The sequence below is a fragment of the Bacillus sp. EB106-02-03-XG38 genome (assembly GCF_058792175.1).
The window spans coordinates 147,388-162,590 of record NZ_JBYTED010000003.1 but is presented as its reverse complement, the minus strand read 5'-3'; the positions used below and the strand labels follow the sequence as shown (position 1 = coordinate 162,590).

At 38.1% G+C, this 15,203-nt stretch carries 19 protein-coding genes; 5 read left to right on the top strand and 14 right to left on the bottom strand.

What is annotated here, in order from left to right; translation table 11 throughout:
* Positions 1-33: 33 nt before the first annotated feature.
* Positions 34-1,686 carry a putative polysaccharide biosynthesis protein gene (locus AC3WTI_RS15265; RefSeq protein ID WP_087958502.1) on the bottom strand — a complete coding sequence of 551 codons (1,653 nt, stop codon included), beginning with the start codon at positions 1,684-1,686 and terminating at the stop codon, positions 34-36.
* A gap of 254 nt (positions 1,687-1,940) precedes the next feature.
* Here AC3WTI_RS15265 and AC3WTI_RS15260 point away from each other — a divergent pair, with 254 nt between their 5' ends.
* Positions 1,941-3,212, top strand: a complete 1,272-nt coding sequence (locus AC3WTI_RS15260; RefSeq protein ID WP_087958501.1) for a BaiN/RdsA family NAD(P)/FAD-dependent oxidoreductase — start codon at positions 1,941-1,943, stop codon at positions 3,210-3,212.
* Between the two features lie 241 nt (positions 3,213-3,453).
* Positions 3,454-4,890, top strand: a complete 1,437-nt coding sequence (locus tag AC3WTI_RS15255) for an MDR family MFS transporter (RefSeq protein ID WP_087958500.1) — start codon at positions 3,454-3,456, stop codon at positions 4,888-4,890.
* Between the two features lie 32 nt (positions 4,891-4,922).
* On the opposite strand, the gene AC3WTI_RS15250 is transcribed toward AC3WTI_RS15255, so the two are convergent.
* Both AC3WTI_RS15250 and AC3WTI_RS15245 read right to left on the bottom strand, forming a co-directional pair.
* On the bottom strand, positions 4,923-5,246 hold the full coding sequence (locus AC3WTI_RS15250) for an ArsR/SmtB family transcription factor (RefSeq protein WP_087958499.1): 324 nt from the start codon (positions 5,244-5,246) through the stop codon (positions 4,923-4,925).
* Positions 5,247-5,678, bottom strand: coding sequence for an SRPBCC family protein (locus AC3WTI_RS15245; RefSeq protein ID WP_048528730.1), 432 nt, complete (start codon positions 5,676-5,678; stop codon positions 5,247-5,249).
* A gap of 423 nt (positions 5,679-6,101) precedes the next feature.
* On the opposite strand from AC3WTI_RS15245, the gene AC3WTI_RS15240 reads away from it, so the two are divergent.
* Complete coding sequence (locus AC3WTI_RS15240; RefSeq protein WP_097841576.1) at positions 6,102-6,329, top strand: DUF3973 domain-containing protein; 228 nt, start codon at positions 6,102-6,104, stop codon at positions 6,327-6,329.
* A 34-nt stretch (positions 6,330-6,363) separates the two neighbouring features.
* Here AC3WTI_RS15240 and AC3WTI_RS15235 read toward each other — a convergent pair whose 3' ends face one another.
* Together AC3WTI_RS15235 and AC3WTI_RS15230 are read right to left on the bottom strand one after the other, a co-directional pair.
* Positions 6,364-6,546: a sporulation protein Cse60 gene (locus AC3WTI_RS15235; RefSeq protein ID WP_097841575.1), complete on the bottom strand. Its 183-nt coding sequence runs from the start codon at positions 6,544-6,546 to the stop codon at positions 6,364-6,366.
* A gap of 1 nt (position 6,547) precedes the next feature.
* Complete coding sequence (locus AC3WTI_RS15230; protein WP_000533797.1) at positions 6,548-6,784, bottom strand: DUF2553 family protein; 237 nt, start codon at positions 6,782-6,784, stop codon at positions 6,548-6,550.
* A 253-nt stretch (positions 6,785-7,037) separates the two neighbouring features.
* Between AC3WTI_RS15230 and AC3WTI_RS15225 the strand changes: the two genes are divergently transcribed.
* Positions 7,038-7,532 (top strand): CarD family transcriptional regulator, encoded by a 495-nt coding sequence (locus AC3WTI_RS15225; protein ID WP_001998466.1) that lies wholly within the window; start codon positions 7,038-7,040, stop codon positions 7,530-7,532.
* Between the two features lie 225 nt (positions 7,533-7,757).
* Here the strand turns inward: AC3WTI_RS15225 and AC3WTI_RS15220 are convergent, their stop codons facing one another.
* The 7 genes from AC3WTI_RS15220 to moeA form a co-directional block, all read right to left on the bottom strand.
* The gene (locus AC3WTI_RS15220; RefSeq protein ID WP_087958497.1) at positions 7,758-8,543 is read right to left on the bottom strand and encodes a glucose 1-dehydrogenase; all 786 of its coding nucleotides are present in this window, start codon (positions 8,541-8,543) and stop codon (positions 7,758-7,760) included.
* A 13-nt stretch (positions 8,544-8,556) separates the two neighbouring features.
* Entirely contained in the window at positions 8,557-9,414 is an 858-nt protein-coding gene (gene glcU, locus AC3WTI_RS15215) for a glucose uptake protein GlcU (protein ID WP_087958496.1), read from the bottom strand.
* A gap of 36 nt (positions 9,415-9,450) precedes the next feature.
* The gene (locus AC3WTI_RS15210; RefSeq protein ID WP_087958495.1) at positions 9,451-9,870 is read right to left on the bottom strand and encodes a DUF3888 domain-containing protein; all 420 of its coding nucleotides are present in this window, start codon (positions 9,868-9,870) and stop codon (positions 9,451-9,453) included.
* A 93-nt stretch (positions 9,871-9,963) separates the two neighbouring features.
* Positions 9,964-10,197, bottom strand: a complete 234-nt coding sequence (moaD, locus tag AC3WTI_RS15205) for a molybdopterin converting factor subunit 1 (protein ID WP_087958494.1) — start codon at positions 10,195-10,197, stop codon at positions 9,964-9,966.
* 2 nt (positions 10,198-10,199) lie between these two features.
* On the bottom strand, positions 10,200-10,664 hold the full coding sequence (gene moaE, locus AC3WTI_RS15200) for a molybdopterin synthase catalytic subunit MoaE (RefSeq protein ID WP_087958493.1): 465 nt from the start codon (positions 10,662-10,664) through the stop codon (positions 10,200-10,202).
* Positions 10,661-11,176: a molybdopterin-guanine dinucleotide biosynthesis protein B gene (mobB, locus tag AC3WTI_RS15195; RefSeq protein WP_087958492.1), complete on the bottom strand. Its 516-nt coding sequence runs from the start codon at positions 11,174-11,176 to the stop codon at positions 10,661-10,663. Before mobB ends, moaE begins: the two co-directional genes overlap by 4 nt.
* Complete coding sequence (moeA, locus tag AC3WTI_RS15190; protein WP_087958491.1) at positions 11,146-12,435, bottom strand: molybdopterin molybdotransferase MoeA; 1,290 nt, start codon at positions 12,433-12,435, stop codon at positions 11,146-11,148. Before moeA ends, mobB begins: the two co-directional genes overlap by 31 nt.
* Positions 12,436-12,518: 83 nt before the next feature.
* Between moeA and moaC the strand changes: the two genes are divergently transcribed.
* Positions 12,519-13,004, top strand: coding sequence for a cyclic pyranopterin monophosphate synthase MoaC (gene moaC / locus AC3WTI_RS15185; protein WP_087958490.1), 486 nt, complete (start codon positions 12,519-12,521; stop codon positions 13,002-13,004).
* A 36-nt stretch (positions 13,005-13,040) separates the two neighbouring features.
* Here moaC and AC3WTI_RS15180 read toward each other — a convergent pair whose 3' ends face one another.
* Positions 13,041-14,054 carry a molybdopterin-synthase adenylyltransferase MoeB gene (locus AC3WTI_RS15180; protein WP_087958489.1) on the bottom strand — a complete coding sequence of 338 codons (1,014 nt, stop codon included), beginning with the start codon at positions 14,052-14,054 and terminating at the stop codon, positions 13,041-13,043.
* 16 nt (positions 14,055-14,070) lie between these two features.
* Positions 14,071-15,084, bottom strand: a complete 1,014-nt coding sequence (gene moaA / locus AC3WTI_RS15175; protein WP_087958488.1) for a GTP 3',8-cyclase MoaA — start codon at positions 15,082-15,084, stop codon at positions 14,071-14,073.
* Positions 15,085-15,203: the final 119 nt, after the last annotated feature.

The following is a 15,203-nucleotide window of genomic DNA, read 5'->3' as shown; positions in this document are numbered from 1 at the left end:
CCTTCTTTGTTTATCATAGAAAAGGGGACGTAATTACGCCCCTTTTGATTTCAACTTTATTTTGAATCTATTGCCAAGTTTACGCTGGATTTTCTCTAACGCTTCTCCGCCAAATACTCTTTCAAGTACTCCTGTGCGAATTGCTAACAATCCGTAAACAAGACCACCAATACCTGCACAAATCGCAACTGTAATAAGAGCGCCCATCCGGCTATCAGGCGAAATCATGAAGGATAGAATCCATTGTGATAATTTCACAGTAACGACCATTACAAATGTTAATACTGCAATTTGGAACGTTCTCTTATATACAACACCAAATGAATAATGTACATATTTTTTGATTTGTCTATTCGTATACCATACGGAAGCTAAGAAACCGACTGCTGTTGCTAAAATCGCTCCAACTGTACCGAAATAACGAATAAAGATTACGTTACATACGAATTTCAAAATAACACCCATAATAAGCGCGACAATCGCATGTCTTTGTTGATTGATTCCTTGCAGAATTGCTGCTGTTACTGTAAATAAAGCGAATAACAACGCAACCGGTGCATACCACATTAATACTTGTCCACCTAGTGGATCTGAGTCGTAAAACGCAGTATAAATTGGATATGCTAGTGTAGAAATACCGATAACTGCTGGCAATGTTAAGAACATATTTGCCTGGAATGTTTGTGTAATTTGTAACTTTAAATAACGGTATTGTTTTTCAGTAAATGATTTTGTAATCGCTGGTACAAGCGTTAAACTAAACGCTGTTGCAAGTGATACAGGAATCATAATTAATTTATGCGTCCACATTGTGAAAATACCAAGTGCTCGCTCTGCGATATCACCTTGGCCAATCGCCTGCATAATTGAGTTAAATGTCAATGTATCAATTTGTTGATATAAAGGAATTGTTAACCCAATTACAACGTAAGGAATCGCATATGCAAATAATTCTTTAAATAATTGAACAGTACTCACTGTCGATTCTGGTACAGTTTGTTCAATTAAGTATTGATCCAAATGTTTTTTACGTTTTAACCAGTACCAAATTAATACACCGAGTGCTCCAACTGCTGAAACGAATGCTGCAAATGTCGCTACCCCAACTGCTGTTGCAACTGTACCGCCAAGTACTTTAATAACGATAAAACTACCCGCTAATAAAAAGACGATACGAATAATTTGTTCAATAATTTGTGAAACAGTAGTCGGCCCCATTGATTGGTGACCTTGGAAATAACCACGAATTAAACTCGCTGCTGGTACAACAATAAGTGCAAAACTTACAAGACGAATAATCGTCGTAACTTCTTCTACATTACTGTGTATACTTTGTTTACCAAGCATTGCTTCTGCAAACAGCGGCGCCGTCATGTATAGAACTAGGAACGAAAGAACTCCTGTTACTATCATCATAACCATTCCCGAGCGGAACATTCTCCGGCTCGTTTTATAATCGCCAAGCGCATTATATTTGGAAACAAATTTGGAAACAGCAAGCGGCACCCCTGCCGTTGCAATACTTAAAAAGATCGTATATGGAATGTATCCATATGTATAGAGCGTTCCGCCTTCTGTCCCTACTAATGCATGAAACGGAAAGACGTAAATCATGCCTAAGAACTTTACTAAAAATGTCCCTAGCGTAACAATAAGTGTTCCGCGCAGAAATTTCGAATCGGACATACAAAAATCCTCCTACATCTACATAAAGTGAAACTTTAATAAATTGAACTATTCGAACATTTGAGGACTATTAGACTTCCCCTAACTCTTAAGGTTTTAGTCTTACGGCCGACAAATAAAAGGATAGTGCTGAACTCTAACTTTTGTATTGTACCACAATTCTCCCTTTAAGCAGTACTTCACTCTATTTTTCTTTTAAGGGAAAACATGCTATTCTTTTAGGCAGGAAATGTAGAAAATGAGGTCGATATATTATGCATTATGATGTTATTGTCATCGGCGGTGGCCCTTCTGGGCTAATGGCTGCAATCGGTGCTGCAGAAGAAGGCGCAAATGTCTTACTTCTTGATAAAGGAAATAAACTAGGACGTAAACTTGCGATTTCTGGTGGTGGCCGTTGTAACGTAACGAACCGTCTACCACTTGATGAGATCGTTAAACATATACCAGGAAATGGCCGCTTCTTATACAGCGCTTTTTCTATTTTCAATAATGAAGATATTATTACATTCTTCGAAAATCTCGGTGTAAAATTGAAAGAAGAGGATCATGGGCGCATGTTCCCTGTATCAAATAAAGCACAATCAGTAGTAGACGCGCTTTTAACACGATTAAAAGACTTAGGTGTAAAAATCCGCACGAATACACCTGTTGAAACGATTGAATATGAGAATGGTCAAACGAAGGCAGTTGTACTACAAACTGGTGAAGTGTTCGAAACCAATCATGTCGTTATCGCTGTTGGCGGAAAATCTGTTCCTCAAACTGGCTCTACTGGAGACGGATATGCTTGGGCTAAAAAAGCTGGGCATACAATTACAGAATTGTTCCCAACAGAAGTACCTATCCTTTCAAACGAACCATTTATTCGTGACCGTTCCTTACAAGGTCTTGCTTTACGCGATGTAAACTTAAGCGTATTAAACCCGAAAGGAAAAGCGATCATTTCTCACAAAATGGACATGCTCTTCACTCATTTCGGCCTATCTGGTCCTGCCGCTCTTCGTTGTAGCCAATTCGTTGTGAAGGCACTGAAAAAGTTTAAAACAAATACGATTCAAATGAGTATCGATGCATTGCCAGACGAAAATAGTGAACAACTATTCCAGCGCATGCTGAAACAAATGAAGGAAGATCCGAAAAAAGGAATTAAAAATGTTTTGAAAGGTTATGTACCTGAGCGTTACTTCCTATTCTTATTAGAAAGAAATGAAATTGATGGTAGCGAACAAGCTGGACAAGTTTCTCACGAGAAGATTCGTGCACTTGTGAAAGACTTTAAAGAATTTACTGTGAATGTAAATGGTACGCAGTCAATTGAAAAAGCATTCGTTACTGGCGGCGGTGTATCCGTTAAAGAAATTAACCCGAAAGAAATGTCTTCTAAATTCACGAACGGCTTATATTTCTGCGGAGAAGTTCTTGATATTCACGGTTATACTGGTGGCTATAATATTACATCTGCTCTTGTTACTGGTAGAATTGCCGGAACAACAGCTGGAGAAAACGCAAAAATGCAGTATTAAAAAAGAAACAGGCCTTCCTGTTTCTTTTTTTATAGGTACATGAAATTATATCGTTGATTTCTCAAATATATCAGCGATTCTGCTACTTATATCGGCGATTTTTCAAATATATCGACTTACCGACAAAAACGACAAATATCCGCTCCACCTAACTTCCCATTGCTTTTTTGTTGCTTTATATACCTTAGTACCTTTATATTTTATATTGTTGAATATTTGAAAAAGGGTAAGGGGAAAACATATGAGAAAAAAAGTCATGATGTCTTTAATGCTAATGACGTTTCTTTCTGCGGTAGAAGGAACGATTGTTAGTACAGCAATCCCTCGTATAACGAGTGATTTGTCAGGCGTCGAACTTGTTAGTTGGGTATATGCAATTTATATGCTTGCAACAGCTGTTTCGACTCCAATATACGGGAAGCTCGCTGATTTATTTGGTCGTAAAAAAGTTTTACTTATCGGAGCTACCATCTTTTTAGTCGGTTCTGCACTTTGCGGAGTCGTTACATCGATGGAACAATTAATTTTCTTCCGCGCTCTTCAAGGTATCGGTGCTGGTGCTGTTATGCCGATCACAATGACAATTATCGGAGACTTATATAGCGAAGCGAAAGACCGCGCGAAAGCACAAGGCTGGATGAGTGCCGTTTGGGGTGTATCCGGTGTTATCGGACCGTTAGTAGGTGGATTTTTAGTTGATTCCCTATCTTGGCGTTATATTTTCTTCTTAAACGTTCCATTCGGAATTATCGCTTGCTTAATGATTGCCATTTACTACAAAGAATCTATTAAGCCAGCTAAACACCATATCGATTATCTTGGTGCAACAGTCTTCTCATTAAGTACGATCGCTCTACTATACGCACTATTAACAGGTAGCAGTAAGCAAAACTGGGGAGACATTACAATTATCGGCCTATTAATCTTCGCCGTCGTTTCATTCATTATTTTCTTATTCATCGAGAAAAAATCTCCGGAACCATTAATTCCGCTAGCACTTTTCTCTAACCGTACATTATCTACGATAAACATACTAACGCTTATTGCTGGCGCAATGATCATTAGTATTACAATGTACCTTCCAATTTGGAGCCAAGGTGTATTAGGAAAAAATGCAACGGAAGCTGGACTTATTTTAATGCCAATCCCTGTTATGTGGACATTTGGCGCTATTTTCTCTGGTAACTTAGTAGGCAAATTAAAAACGAAACAAATCATTTTACTTGGAGCTAGCATTTTATCAGTCGCTACGTTCTTATTATTTACATTATCAACACATTCGCCATCGTTCCTTATTTATGTAGCAGTCGGATTATTCGGCTTAGGAATGGGGCTTGTAACACCGATTTACATGGTAACAATTCAAGCAGCCGTACCAGCTCATACACGCGGAACAGCCGTTGGTTTAAACACATTTATTAATACATTTAGTCAAACGTTAGGTGCTGCAATTTTTGGAACAATCTTCAATACGATGATTCATGCACGCGGCATTAAAAACCTTGATCTTGTATCTGGCGGACACGGCGGAACTACAACAAGTGTAGCCACTGAATCACAATCCGCATTAGCAGCAAGTGTACACGTCATTTATATGAGTACTTTCGTATTAGCAGTATGTACATTAATTATCGCTTGGATTTTATTAAAACCAGCTACTCAAACAAGTGAGCAATAATAAAGAGGATGACCAAAACGGTCATCCTCTTTTTATTCTTCACTCTCCACAATATGTTTCAGCATGGACAATTTATTATCCCAAAAACGTTCATAATACGAGAGCCACTGTTGTAATTCCTCTAATGGTTCTGGATGCAAGCGATATATCTTCTCTCTTCCGCTTTTTCTTCCGCTTACTAAATTTGCTTCTGAAAGAATATGAAGGTGCTTTACAACCGCAGTACGACTCATTGGAAAATGATCCGTTATTTTGGAAATCGGTAACTCTTTATCACTTAATAACCGTATTACTTCTCGGCGGGTTGGATCAGCAATTGCTTGAAATACATCATATTTCGCTGCTGGTGAGGACACTTAGCCTTCGACAACCTTTTTCAGTTTTTCGTTTACAATCGCTACCCAGCCACCGCTCATTCTATCACGAATAATAGAGCTCTTCGCATTCGCTTTCGGAAGAATTTCATCAGGATGTTTCCAGCCGCCGTGAATTAACGTGAATTCTGTTTTATTATCTCCTAGGTCTTTCAAATTAAATGAAACGACCCAACCATCTGTATCCCATGAGAAAGATAGATAGTTTGGCTCATCGATTTCTAGCACTTTACATGGTGATGGCCCAAATGGTGATTGCACATGAAATTCATGTCCTACCTCTAATACAAAATCATTTGGCATAAACCATGAGGCAATACCTTCCGCAGTTGATACTACATTCCATACTTTTTGAATAGACGCGTTAAAAACGATCGTTTGTTTAATATCAGTTAATGTATTTTGTTGTTCCATTTTCATTCTCCTTTATTCGGCACTTAAACATAACACCTTTCGGTTTCATTTAGATAATATAACACCTTTTAGTTTTATGTCAACACTGATGCTTTTTTACTGTTGAGAAATTCTCAACATTTTTTCAACAGGACAAACACCCTCTGAGCATTCCCTCATAATATACTCACAAAGGCAACAAAAAATAAAAACTTCTCTCAACATGAAACTCCATCATTCATCTTGAAAGAAGCGCCTTACGTATATCATGCGTATTTCGTCTCTCCTCCTTCCCTCAGGGACACTACGCGGGATATAGAAAATCAGAAGGAATATGCCCACCATTTGAGTAAGTAGTTATTTCTCTTCTCCTCAACATTTCCTTGGGAGCGAAATGACTACCGACTCACTTTTTTCAAACAAAATAAAAAGGGGATGACAACTATGTTCTATTGTATTAACTGCTCTGACATTCATCATGAAAAACATCCGAATGATAAAGTATTCAAAAACGGTTTTTATATTGATCCATTTTTAGGTGATCGTTATCACCTCGGTATGTGTAAAGATGCCCAAAATCATGAGACTGGGGAGCCTCTTTTAAAGACAAAGAATTTAAGCACAACCCAATCTATTATGAACGTATTACCGACACATGTTGTCCCAACATAAAGCATAAAAAAGAGCTGGCTCACCCAGCTCTTTTTTATGCTTTATAAACGATCATTGCTGAAAAACAATAAATTTGGTTTTCGTCATCGTTAATGGAAACACCAACTTGATACTTAATATCTACAAAGTTACTATCATCAACCTTTTTCAAAAAAACATTTACAGCGTCTTCTAAGTCTTTTTCGTGACTTTCATCAAATACTTTCACACGAATCATGTTAACACCATCCTAGATCGCAGCCCTCCGCCGCTTGATTATTGCCACGGTGCGTATCTATGATGCGATAAAATTTTCCGTCTTCATATATATATCCGTCTTCTAACACATATTGTTTACCTTCAGTATAGACATAAAACTTACCTATCATAAATTTACTCGTATATAATTCCAAACAATCTGGTCTAAATTTAGCTACAACTTTATTTGTAATATCAATTTTTATTGTGCGCCCCACCTTCTCTCCCTCCTTTGCAAAGAACGGATTTAGGTATATTGTATTAGCGATTTTACATTTTATGCTTAAAAATAAGTGGATATGCCTACCTTCCTTACCTGTACTATTTTTCTAAAAAATCATAGATACGTAAACGCAAAAAAATATATAAAAAAAGAGCTTTTACTTATTGACTCGAATATAATTATTATGGTATTATATAAAATTTGACATTTTTAAAACCTTATGTTATCATTAAAGATGGTTACCACATATGGAGGTGGATGATTTGTTTCAAATTGGTGATAAAATCGTTTATCCAATGAACGGCGCAGGAGTCATCGAAGCCATTGAAGAGAAAGAAATATTAGGAACTATACGTCAATACTGTGTGATACGTATCATTAGTAAAGATATGCAAGTAATGCTTCCTATGGATCAATTACAAAAATCAGGTATTCGTTATATCGTAGATAAAGGTACGTTAGATGATATACTTCTTGAATTTCAAAACGGGGAATCAGATACATCACTTTCCTGGAAACAAAGATATACAATGAATATGGAAAAAATGAAAAACGGCAATCTGCAAGATAGTGCAGAAGTTGTTCGGGATTTACTTCGCCGTAATAAAGAGAGAGCTTTAAATGCGAGCGAAAAACAAATGCTAGATAATGCCCGAAAAATGATGATTAGCGAAGTTGCACTCGTGCAAAATGTTTCTGAACATCAAGCAACAGAATATCTTCAAGATACAATTAATCATTAAATTTAAAATAGCTGGCCGCTATTTTTTTTTGCTTAAAAAAAGGACAAAGAGCTAAAGTGAAACTTTAATCAGTGGTGGGGGATAACCCCACCACTGATTATTAGTTGAACCAATCGGGCTTTTACGGGCAGTTGATCCTCCACCTAACTTCTTTACTTCCGCTGCATTTTGAGTTTGGGGTCTTACTGCCCATTAATGCGGGATAAAACTCTTTGTCCTTTTTTATTACCCGCGCCCTGCTTGGAACGATGGATATAGCGTCATCCCGCCATCTGCAAATAACGTAATTCCAGTTACGTAACTGGCCTCTGCGGAAGCGAGCCATGTTGCGACTGCTGCTATTTCTTCCGGTTTTCCGATATAGCCCATCGGTATCATACTTTCTACGTCAGCACGTTTTTTTGGATCAGCAAACTTCTCTGCATTAATTGGCGTATTTATTGCACCTGGCCCAATATTATTTACTCGAATGCCTTTTGGTGCGTATTCTAGCGCTAACGTTTCTGTCATCAGTTTAATGCCGCCTTTACTCGCCGCATAGTGCACAAATAGTGGCCACGGAATTTTCTCATGAACACTCGACATATTAATAACAGATCCTTTAATATCGTGCTCTACAAAATATTTAATCGCTTCTCGGCTTCCTAAAAAAGCACCTGTTAAATTTGTATTGATTACTTTATTCCAATCTTCTAGCGGCATTTCATGCGATGGTACCGCATTTTCTATTCCTGCATTATTAATCATAACGTCGAGCGTACCAAATTCTTTCACAGCAGATTGAATGAGGTTCACAACATCAGACTCAACCGTCACATCACCTTTTACAGCAATTGCTTCTCCGCCTATTTTTTTAATTTCTTCTAATACATCATGCGCTTCTGACTCTCGTGAGCGATAGTTAATGACTACTTTCGCCTTCTCCTTAGCAAACCTTACTCCCATCGCTCTTCCAAGACCGGTTGCTGATCCTGTAATAACGACTACTTTCCCTTCTAAATCACGATACATTTCCATACCTCCTTTAACTTTTTGCTATACCTAACATAATTCCGGCTGCAATAATAAAAACGATACCGATAACAATACCTGTTAATTGACGTTTCGTTTTCTTTTCACCTAATATAAGAATTCCGCCAAGTGTTGAAATAATAATTCCCATTTGTGATAGCGAGAAGCTTGTTGCCACTCCAACACGCGGCTGAGAAATGAATAAAAACATATTTCCAGCTGCCCAAATTAATCCTGGAATAATATTTCGTATTGCATATTTATTAAATGGATGATGTTTAAAAGTAAGCAAAATGCCCCCTAACACCATACCGACTGCTTGTGGCAATAAAGCTGACCAACCATCTACGTTAAATAGTCTAATTACTACTACGTAGACTAAATAACCGACTGTTGAAATCAATAAAATAATAATGCCTCTTTTAAAATTACCCGCTTGCTCTGCACTCTTTTCTTCTTCGCTTTGAAGCGATGTTAAAATAACACCGATAATAATACAAATGAGAGCTAATACACCAAGGACGACTGATATCGTCGTGGACCACTCATGAAATACGATGACTCCAAATAAAGTCGTCGCAACTAATTGAAGTCCTGTTGAAATAGGCATCGTCCTCGAAACGCCCATTAAATCAATACTTTTTAATTGATTCGCCTGACCAAGTGCCCAAAATAAACCTGACACAATCCCAACTCCTATAACAGTAGGAGTTAATACTGGCTTCATAAAAATATAAACAACAATCGAGAAAATAAGTGCACCAAACGTTGTACCGAGTGTTTGACTATACGGTCCTCCGCCCAGTTTCACATTAAATAGCACAATACTGCCCCAAAATAGAGCCGGTAAAATCGCTAAAAGTATGTCCATCGCTCATTACCTTTCTTTACTGAATGTCATAGATTATCACTCTGAATCATTAGAGTGAGCTTTTATTTTTTCTCTTTCTCGTTCACAAACTTGTTCTGCAATAGCACTAGTAACATTCTTTTCTCGCTCCACTTTCTTTATCTTTACGTGATCTAAATGATCTTCCAAAGTAAGTGTAACTTTATCATTCGGTGGATTATGTGCACCTTGGAACGTAAGAAATTGTAGCGTAATTTCAAATCTAGGAACGAACTCACCATTCTTGCCGAGACGCTTTACATTTATAACTGAAGCACATTCAAATTGATCTTCTGTCACTTGTCTAATAACTGAATAATACCTATTCGATAATGCACTCTCTAAAAGCTGCTCCCTTGATTCTTTCGCGAAAGAATCAATTGGAGAAAAGAAAAAGACCGAACATAGCATAATAATAACTACACATATTTTTTTCATGACACCCTCCTTGTTCTATACGTTAGTGTTCGCAAAACTTCCATAAAAAAACGACTTCCCTTATGTAGGAAAGTCGTTTTAATGAATCCAATATTAACCACCGCTCACCGGTGGGATTAGTGCAACAACATCACCAGATTGGACCCTGTCATCTTCATTTGCGTATTCTTCATTAATCGCAACCATAATTGGCGCTGTCATTGGTACATTATATTCTTTAGCAACAACATCTTTTAACTCTGCAACCGTAATATTTTCTTTCTCTATTTGTAACTCACTTGTCCCTGCTTCCTCTTGTAAGTACGCAAATAACAATACTTGAATCATACTTATAGCTCCTTCCCAGGCTCTCCCGCCGGATATGGCGTTTTTTCTAATTGATCACCAATCCATGAATCCCCATCTTCCCAAAACTCCTTTTTCCATATCGGAACAATTTGTTTTATGCGTTCCATAATATATTCATTCGCTTCATAAGCCGCTTTACGATGCGGTGTTGAAACAGCAACCACAACCGCGATATCAGAAATTTGTAGTGTACCGGTGCGATGTGTAATCGCAACGTGTGTACCTGGCCACTTCTCTTTCACTTCTGAGCCAATTTTCTCTAGCATCTTTTCTGCCATCGTTTTGTAAGCGACATATTCTAAGTATAGTGTACGACGCCCTTCCGTAAACTCCCTAACCGTTCCAATAAATGTTGTAACAGCACCACATTCACGGCGAATAACCTTCTTCGCTACCTCTTCAACCAAGATTTCTGTATCAATTACTTCATAATATGTATTTGTCATTTCGTACTCCTTACCGTTTGTACAAACCAGCCTATATACAAATCTTCTTCTGTTATATGAAATACTTTATATTCTTCTCGTAAGTTTGCGGGAGCATCATACCACGTAATAACCGCTACTATGTTTTCTACTTTATGTAGAAGCTCAACGTCTTCCGCAGAACGAAGTAACACTACTTTCGGATAGCTCTCTTTTTTATAGCCTTCAATTAAAATTGTATCCACTTCAAAAAACTCATATAAACGAACAATTTCTTGCAAAGACCAATCCTCTCTTAATGACGAAAGCGAAAGTAATCCAGCGCCTTCTACACTACTAACGACAGCACCAGCCTTTCGGTGCCTCTCACTATCTTTTTGCGCTACTTCCGGAAATCCTCCGTGCCCATGGTGTTTAATAGTAGCAACTTTCATTTTTCGTTCCGCTAACGTATGCACGATTTTCTCAACAAGCGTTGTTTTCCCGCTATTTTGATATCCTACTATTTGTAAGATTGAAGGGGCTTTGCCCATGGCCAATCACATCCCTCGGTGTGCTCTAACAATAATACAGATACTTTCATCCCTGCCTCAAACCCTCTCGTTCCCCCAGGCAACACAATAAAAGCATTCGCATCTGCGAGTGAAGATACCGCACTCGATTTATCTAAACCAACCGGCATCGCTTGTAATGCTCCGTCCATGATTGTCACCTTCGCTCTTACAAAACGAGTAAACGGATTTGGCTTTGGAAAATCTTTTTGTAAAATAGCATCTGCTCTATATACGTGAGGCTCCTTCGCATATAAATATGTTTGAATTACCGGATGCACAAATAACTCAAATCCCACGTAACAAGCTGACGGATTCCCCGATAAACCGAAAAGTAACTTCCCATCAACTTCAGCTACTGTCGTTACACTTCCTGGTCTCATCGCTATTTTATTAAAGAGTACATTTGCCTGTAATCTTTCATAAATAGCCGGCAAGTAGTCATAATCTCCTACCGACACACCGCCTGTCGTAATTAAAATATCAACCTCATTCATCGCTGATTGAACAGCTGTAAAACATGCATCTAACTCGTCAGCAAGTTGACCATAATAACGGACTTTACCTCCGGCTTTCATAATTTGAGCCGCAATCATATAAGAGTTACTATTTCTAATTTTCCCCGGCTGTAAAGACTCATGTACTTCTAGCAATTCACTTCCTGTCGTCACAATACCAACAACAGGCTGTTTTACAACTTTCACAGTACTATATCCAAACGTCGCTAATAAGGCCGCAACACCAGGATTAATTGCAACGCCTTTCTGAACGAGAACTTGATTTTGTTTTATATCTTCCCCTTTAAATGACACGTTGTCACCACTATGGAAAGGACGCTTTAACTTCATATATGTTTTTCCGTTCTTCTCAAAGCCTTCCGTCAGCTCCAGCATTACAACTGCATCACAATCCTCAGGAATAGCTGCTCCTGTCATAATACGAACCGCCTGAAAAGATCCCACTTCTTCTGTAAAAACAGATCCCGCCCCAATTTCTCCTATTACTTCAAACTCAATCGCATTCTCTTGATTTGCTTCTTTCGTATCTTCTGCTCGAATTGCGAAACCATCGTAAGGTGAACGATTAAAATGAGGAACGTCATGATCAGAGACAACATCCTCCCCAAGAATTCTCCCGTAACTTTCCGTTATAGAAACCTCTTCTATTTCACCATTCTTCGCATATTCCATTACTCTCTCTACTGCCTCAGCAACTTGAATCGGAATTCGTTTTTCTACCATCGTCTCTCACCCCATATTTGCAATTTTTTTTATCTCGATTAAACTTTATATATTAAATAGAAATTACTTCAAGGAGGAATTCCATGTCTTCATTCACACACTTTAATGACCAAGGACGCGCGAAGATGGTTGATATAAGCGACAAAAAAGCAACCGTTCGAACAGCAATTGCGTGCTCTAGCATTGTCGTTACAAAAGAAATTTACGATAAAATCTCTCACAATGAAATCGGGAAAGGTGACGTATTAGCAGTTGCACAAATCGCTGGTATTATGGCTGCAAAACGCACTTCTGATATTATCCCAATGTGCCATCCTTTATTATTAAAAGGTGTTGACGTTTCTTTCGATTGGAAACAATACGAAGAACAATATCGATTACTTATTGAAGTAAAAGTTAAAACAGAAGGTAGTACCGGAGTTGAAATGGAAGCTTTAACAGCTGCTTCAGCTACCGCTCTTACCGTGTACGATATGTGTAAAGCTGTTGATAAAGGTATGATTATTGGCGAAACGTACTTACTTGAAAAAACAGGTGGAAAAAGTGGAGATTATACGCGAAAAGCTTAATCTTCCCTCTGTTGAACCTAAAGGGCTTCTTTAGGTTCAACCTATATATCTTGCATATAAACGTCTTGCTACATTGATATCATTCGTTCCATGAATAAACGCCCTGCCATCTGTAAATAAAACAAAACGAAATTCCTCTACTGGAAATGATAATAAATACGGAGTAGCTTTTACATCCACACTTCTTTGTAAGCGCTTTTTAATTTCCTCTAAATGAAATTCATTCCGCACACCTGGACGGATTTGTACTGTATTTCGGCCACATAGCACTTCTGTTTTCGTTTGTGCTTCAAATGTTAAACTTGGATATGTACGTAATCTTCCGCAAGATAAACACGTTTCTTTTTTCTGCCTATTCACTTTAAATGCCATCTGTTGATTATTCCAAAGGTCAAATGATAACATCGTTTCGCGAAGTGCCCCATAGTCTTCTACTAATATTTTCAGCGCTTCCGTGATCTGATGCGCCACAACTAATTGTACTGCCGGCTGTATAATACCAGCCGTATCACATGTTGCTCCGCTCGCCGGATGCTCCATTAAACAGCGGAAACACGGTGTTTTCCCTGGTAAAATTGTATACGTTACTCCGTAGCTTCCAACGCAACCACCATATATCCACGGAATATTATACTTTTGTGAAATATCATTAATAAGAAGACGCGTTTCAAAATTATCTGTTGCATCTAATATTAAATCTACATCCTTCACTAGCTCTTCCATTTCTTGCACTGTTACATCAGTCACAACCGGATTTATTTCCACCTCAGAATTAATTGCTTTTAAATGCTCTGCCGCTGCTACCGCCTTCGGTTTATACTGCTTTGCGTCTTCTTCTGTATATAACTGTTGCCTTTGTAAATTGCTCCATTCTACATAATCACGATCCGCAATTGTTATTTTTCCAACACCTGCTCTAACAATCGCTTCTGCATTTGCCGCACCAAGAGCACCAGCACCAATAATAAGTACATGCTTCTCTCTAATTTTTCTCTGTCCTTCTTCTCCAACACCAGCAAATAATATTTGTCTTGAATATCGCTCCTGCATACGATAGCCCCCTTTCTTATCCTCCTATATAAGACATTTCAATTTTCGGACGATTTTTTGCACTTTCTTCTGTCCGTTCATCCGAATACCTATCTTTTCTATTCATCCATGCATCTTGTATAACACGTAATAACTCATCATCCGAAAGCTCTCCTCTAAGAAGTTCCCTTATATCGAGTCCTTCTGTCGCAAATAAGCAAGTATAAAACTTTCCATCTGCCGAAATTCTCGCTCTCGTACAAGAGGAACAAAATGATTCAGAAACAGAAGTAATAAAACCAACTTCGGTATTTGTTCCAACGTAACGATATCGCTTCGCAACTTCACCGAAATAATGTGATTCAGCTGGCTCAAGCGGATACACGCTATGAATCATCTCCATTAACTCCCGCTTTGTAATAACTTGATCAAAGTTCCATCCATTTGTACTACCAACATCCATAAACTCAATAAACCGAAGCGTGATTCCTTGCTCTTTAAAATATGCAGCCGTCGGAAGTACTTGATGATCGTTCATCCCTTTTTTCACAACCATGTTTACCTTTACATCAAGCCCAGCCTCTTTTGCAGCCATAATTCCTTTTATAACAAGTTTCGTACTAATATTCCGACCATTAATCTCCTTAAATACATCGTCATCTATTGCATCTAAACTAACATTTACTCTATGTAATCCAGCTTCTTTTAATACTTTTGCTTGCTTCGTTAAATGAACCGCATTAGTTGTTAACCCTATATCTAACAGCCCGTCAATTTTCACGAGACGCGCAATAAGCTTCGTTAAATCTTTACGAAGTAGTGGCTCGCCACCAGTAAGCCTAATTTTTCGTACACCGATGCTAACAAATAATTTTGCCAATCGCTCAATTTCATCAAACGTCAGTAAAAACTCATCTTTCAAAAAAGCATAATCTGGCCCAAACACTTCCGCTGGCATACAATATGTACATCTAAAATTGCAACGATCTATGACAGATATGCGCAAATCTTGAAGCGGGCGTCCAAAAAAATCTGTAACCATCTCCTGCATCGCCACCCTCCCTTTCTGCCAAATTTCTCTCTTTTCATTCTATTATAATATATTTTCGAACTGCGATGTTTTTGCTCAAGTGAATAAAGTAAAACTTTCCTAACCAATTAGACTTCCTA

Coding starts and splice junctions, on each gene's coding strand:
- AC3WTI_RS15265 (WP_087958502.1), bottom strand. CDS start 1,686: ATGTCCGATTCGAAATTTCTGCGCGGAACACTTATTGTTACGCTAGGG.
- AC3WTI_RS15260 (WP_087958501.1), top strand. CDS start 1,941: ATGCATTATGATGTTATTGTCATCGGCGGTGGCCCTTCTGGGCTAATG.
- AC3WTI_RS15255 (WP_087958500.1), top strand. CDS start 3,454: ATGAGAAAAAAAGTCATGATGTCTTTAATGCTAATGACGTTTCTTTCT.
- AC3WTI_RS15245 (WP_048528730.1), bottom strand. CDS start 5,678: ATGGAACAACAAAATACATTAACTGATATTAAACAAACGATCGTTTTT.
- AC3WTI_RS15240 (WP_097841576.1), top strand. CDS start 6,102: ATGTTCTATTGTATTAACTGCTCTGACATTCATCATGAAAAACATCCG.
- AC3WTI_RS15235 (WP_097841575.1), bottom strand. CDS start 6,546: ATGATTCGTGTGAAAGTATTTGATGAAAGTCACGAAAAAGACTTAGAA.
- AC3WTI_RS15225 (WP_001998466.1), top strand. CDS start 7,038: ATGGAGGTGGATGATTTGTTTCAAATTGGTGATAAAATCGTTTATCCA.
- AC3WTI_RS15220 (WP_087958497.1), bottom strand. CDS start 8,543: ATGTATCGTGATTTAGAAGGGAAAGTAGTCGTTATTACAGGATCAGCA.
- glcU (WP_087958496.1), bottom strand. CDS start 9,414: ATGGACATACTTTTAGCGATTTTACCGGCTCTATTTTGGGGCAGTATT.
- AC3WTI_RS15210 (WP_087958495.1), bottom strand. CDS start 9,870: ATGAAAAAAATATGTGTAGTTATTATTATGCTATGTTCGGTCTTTTTC.
- moaD (WP_087958494.1), bottom strand. CDS start 10,197: ATGATTCAAGTATTGTTATTTGCGTACTTACAAGAGGAAGCAGGGACA.
- moaE (WP_087958493.1), bottom strand. CDS start 10,664: ATGACAAATACATATTATGAAGTAATTGATACAGAAATCTTGGTTGAA.
- mobB (WP_087958492.1), bottom strand. CDS start 11,176: ATGGGCAAAGCCCCTTCAATCTTACAAATAGTAGGATATCAAAATAGC.
- moeA (WP_087958491.1), bottom strand. CDS start 12,435: ATGGTAGAAAAACGAATTCCGATTCAAGTTGCTGAGGCAGTAGAGAGA.
- moaC (WP_087958490.1), top strand. CDS start 12,519: ATGTCTTCATTCACACACTTTAATGACCAAGGACGCGCGAAGATGGTT.
- AC3WTI_RS15180 (WP_087958489.1), bottom strand. CDS start 14,054: ATGCAGGAGCGATATTCAAGACAAATATTATTTGCTGGTGTTGGAGAA.
- moaA (WP_087958488.1), bottom strand. CDS start 15,084: ATGCAGGAGATGGTTACAGATTTTTTTGGACGCCCGCTTCAAGATTTG.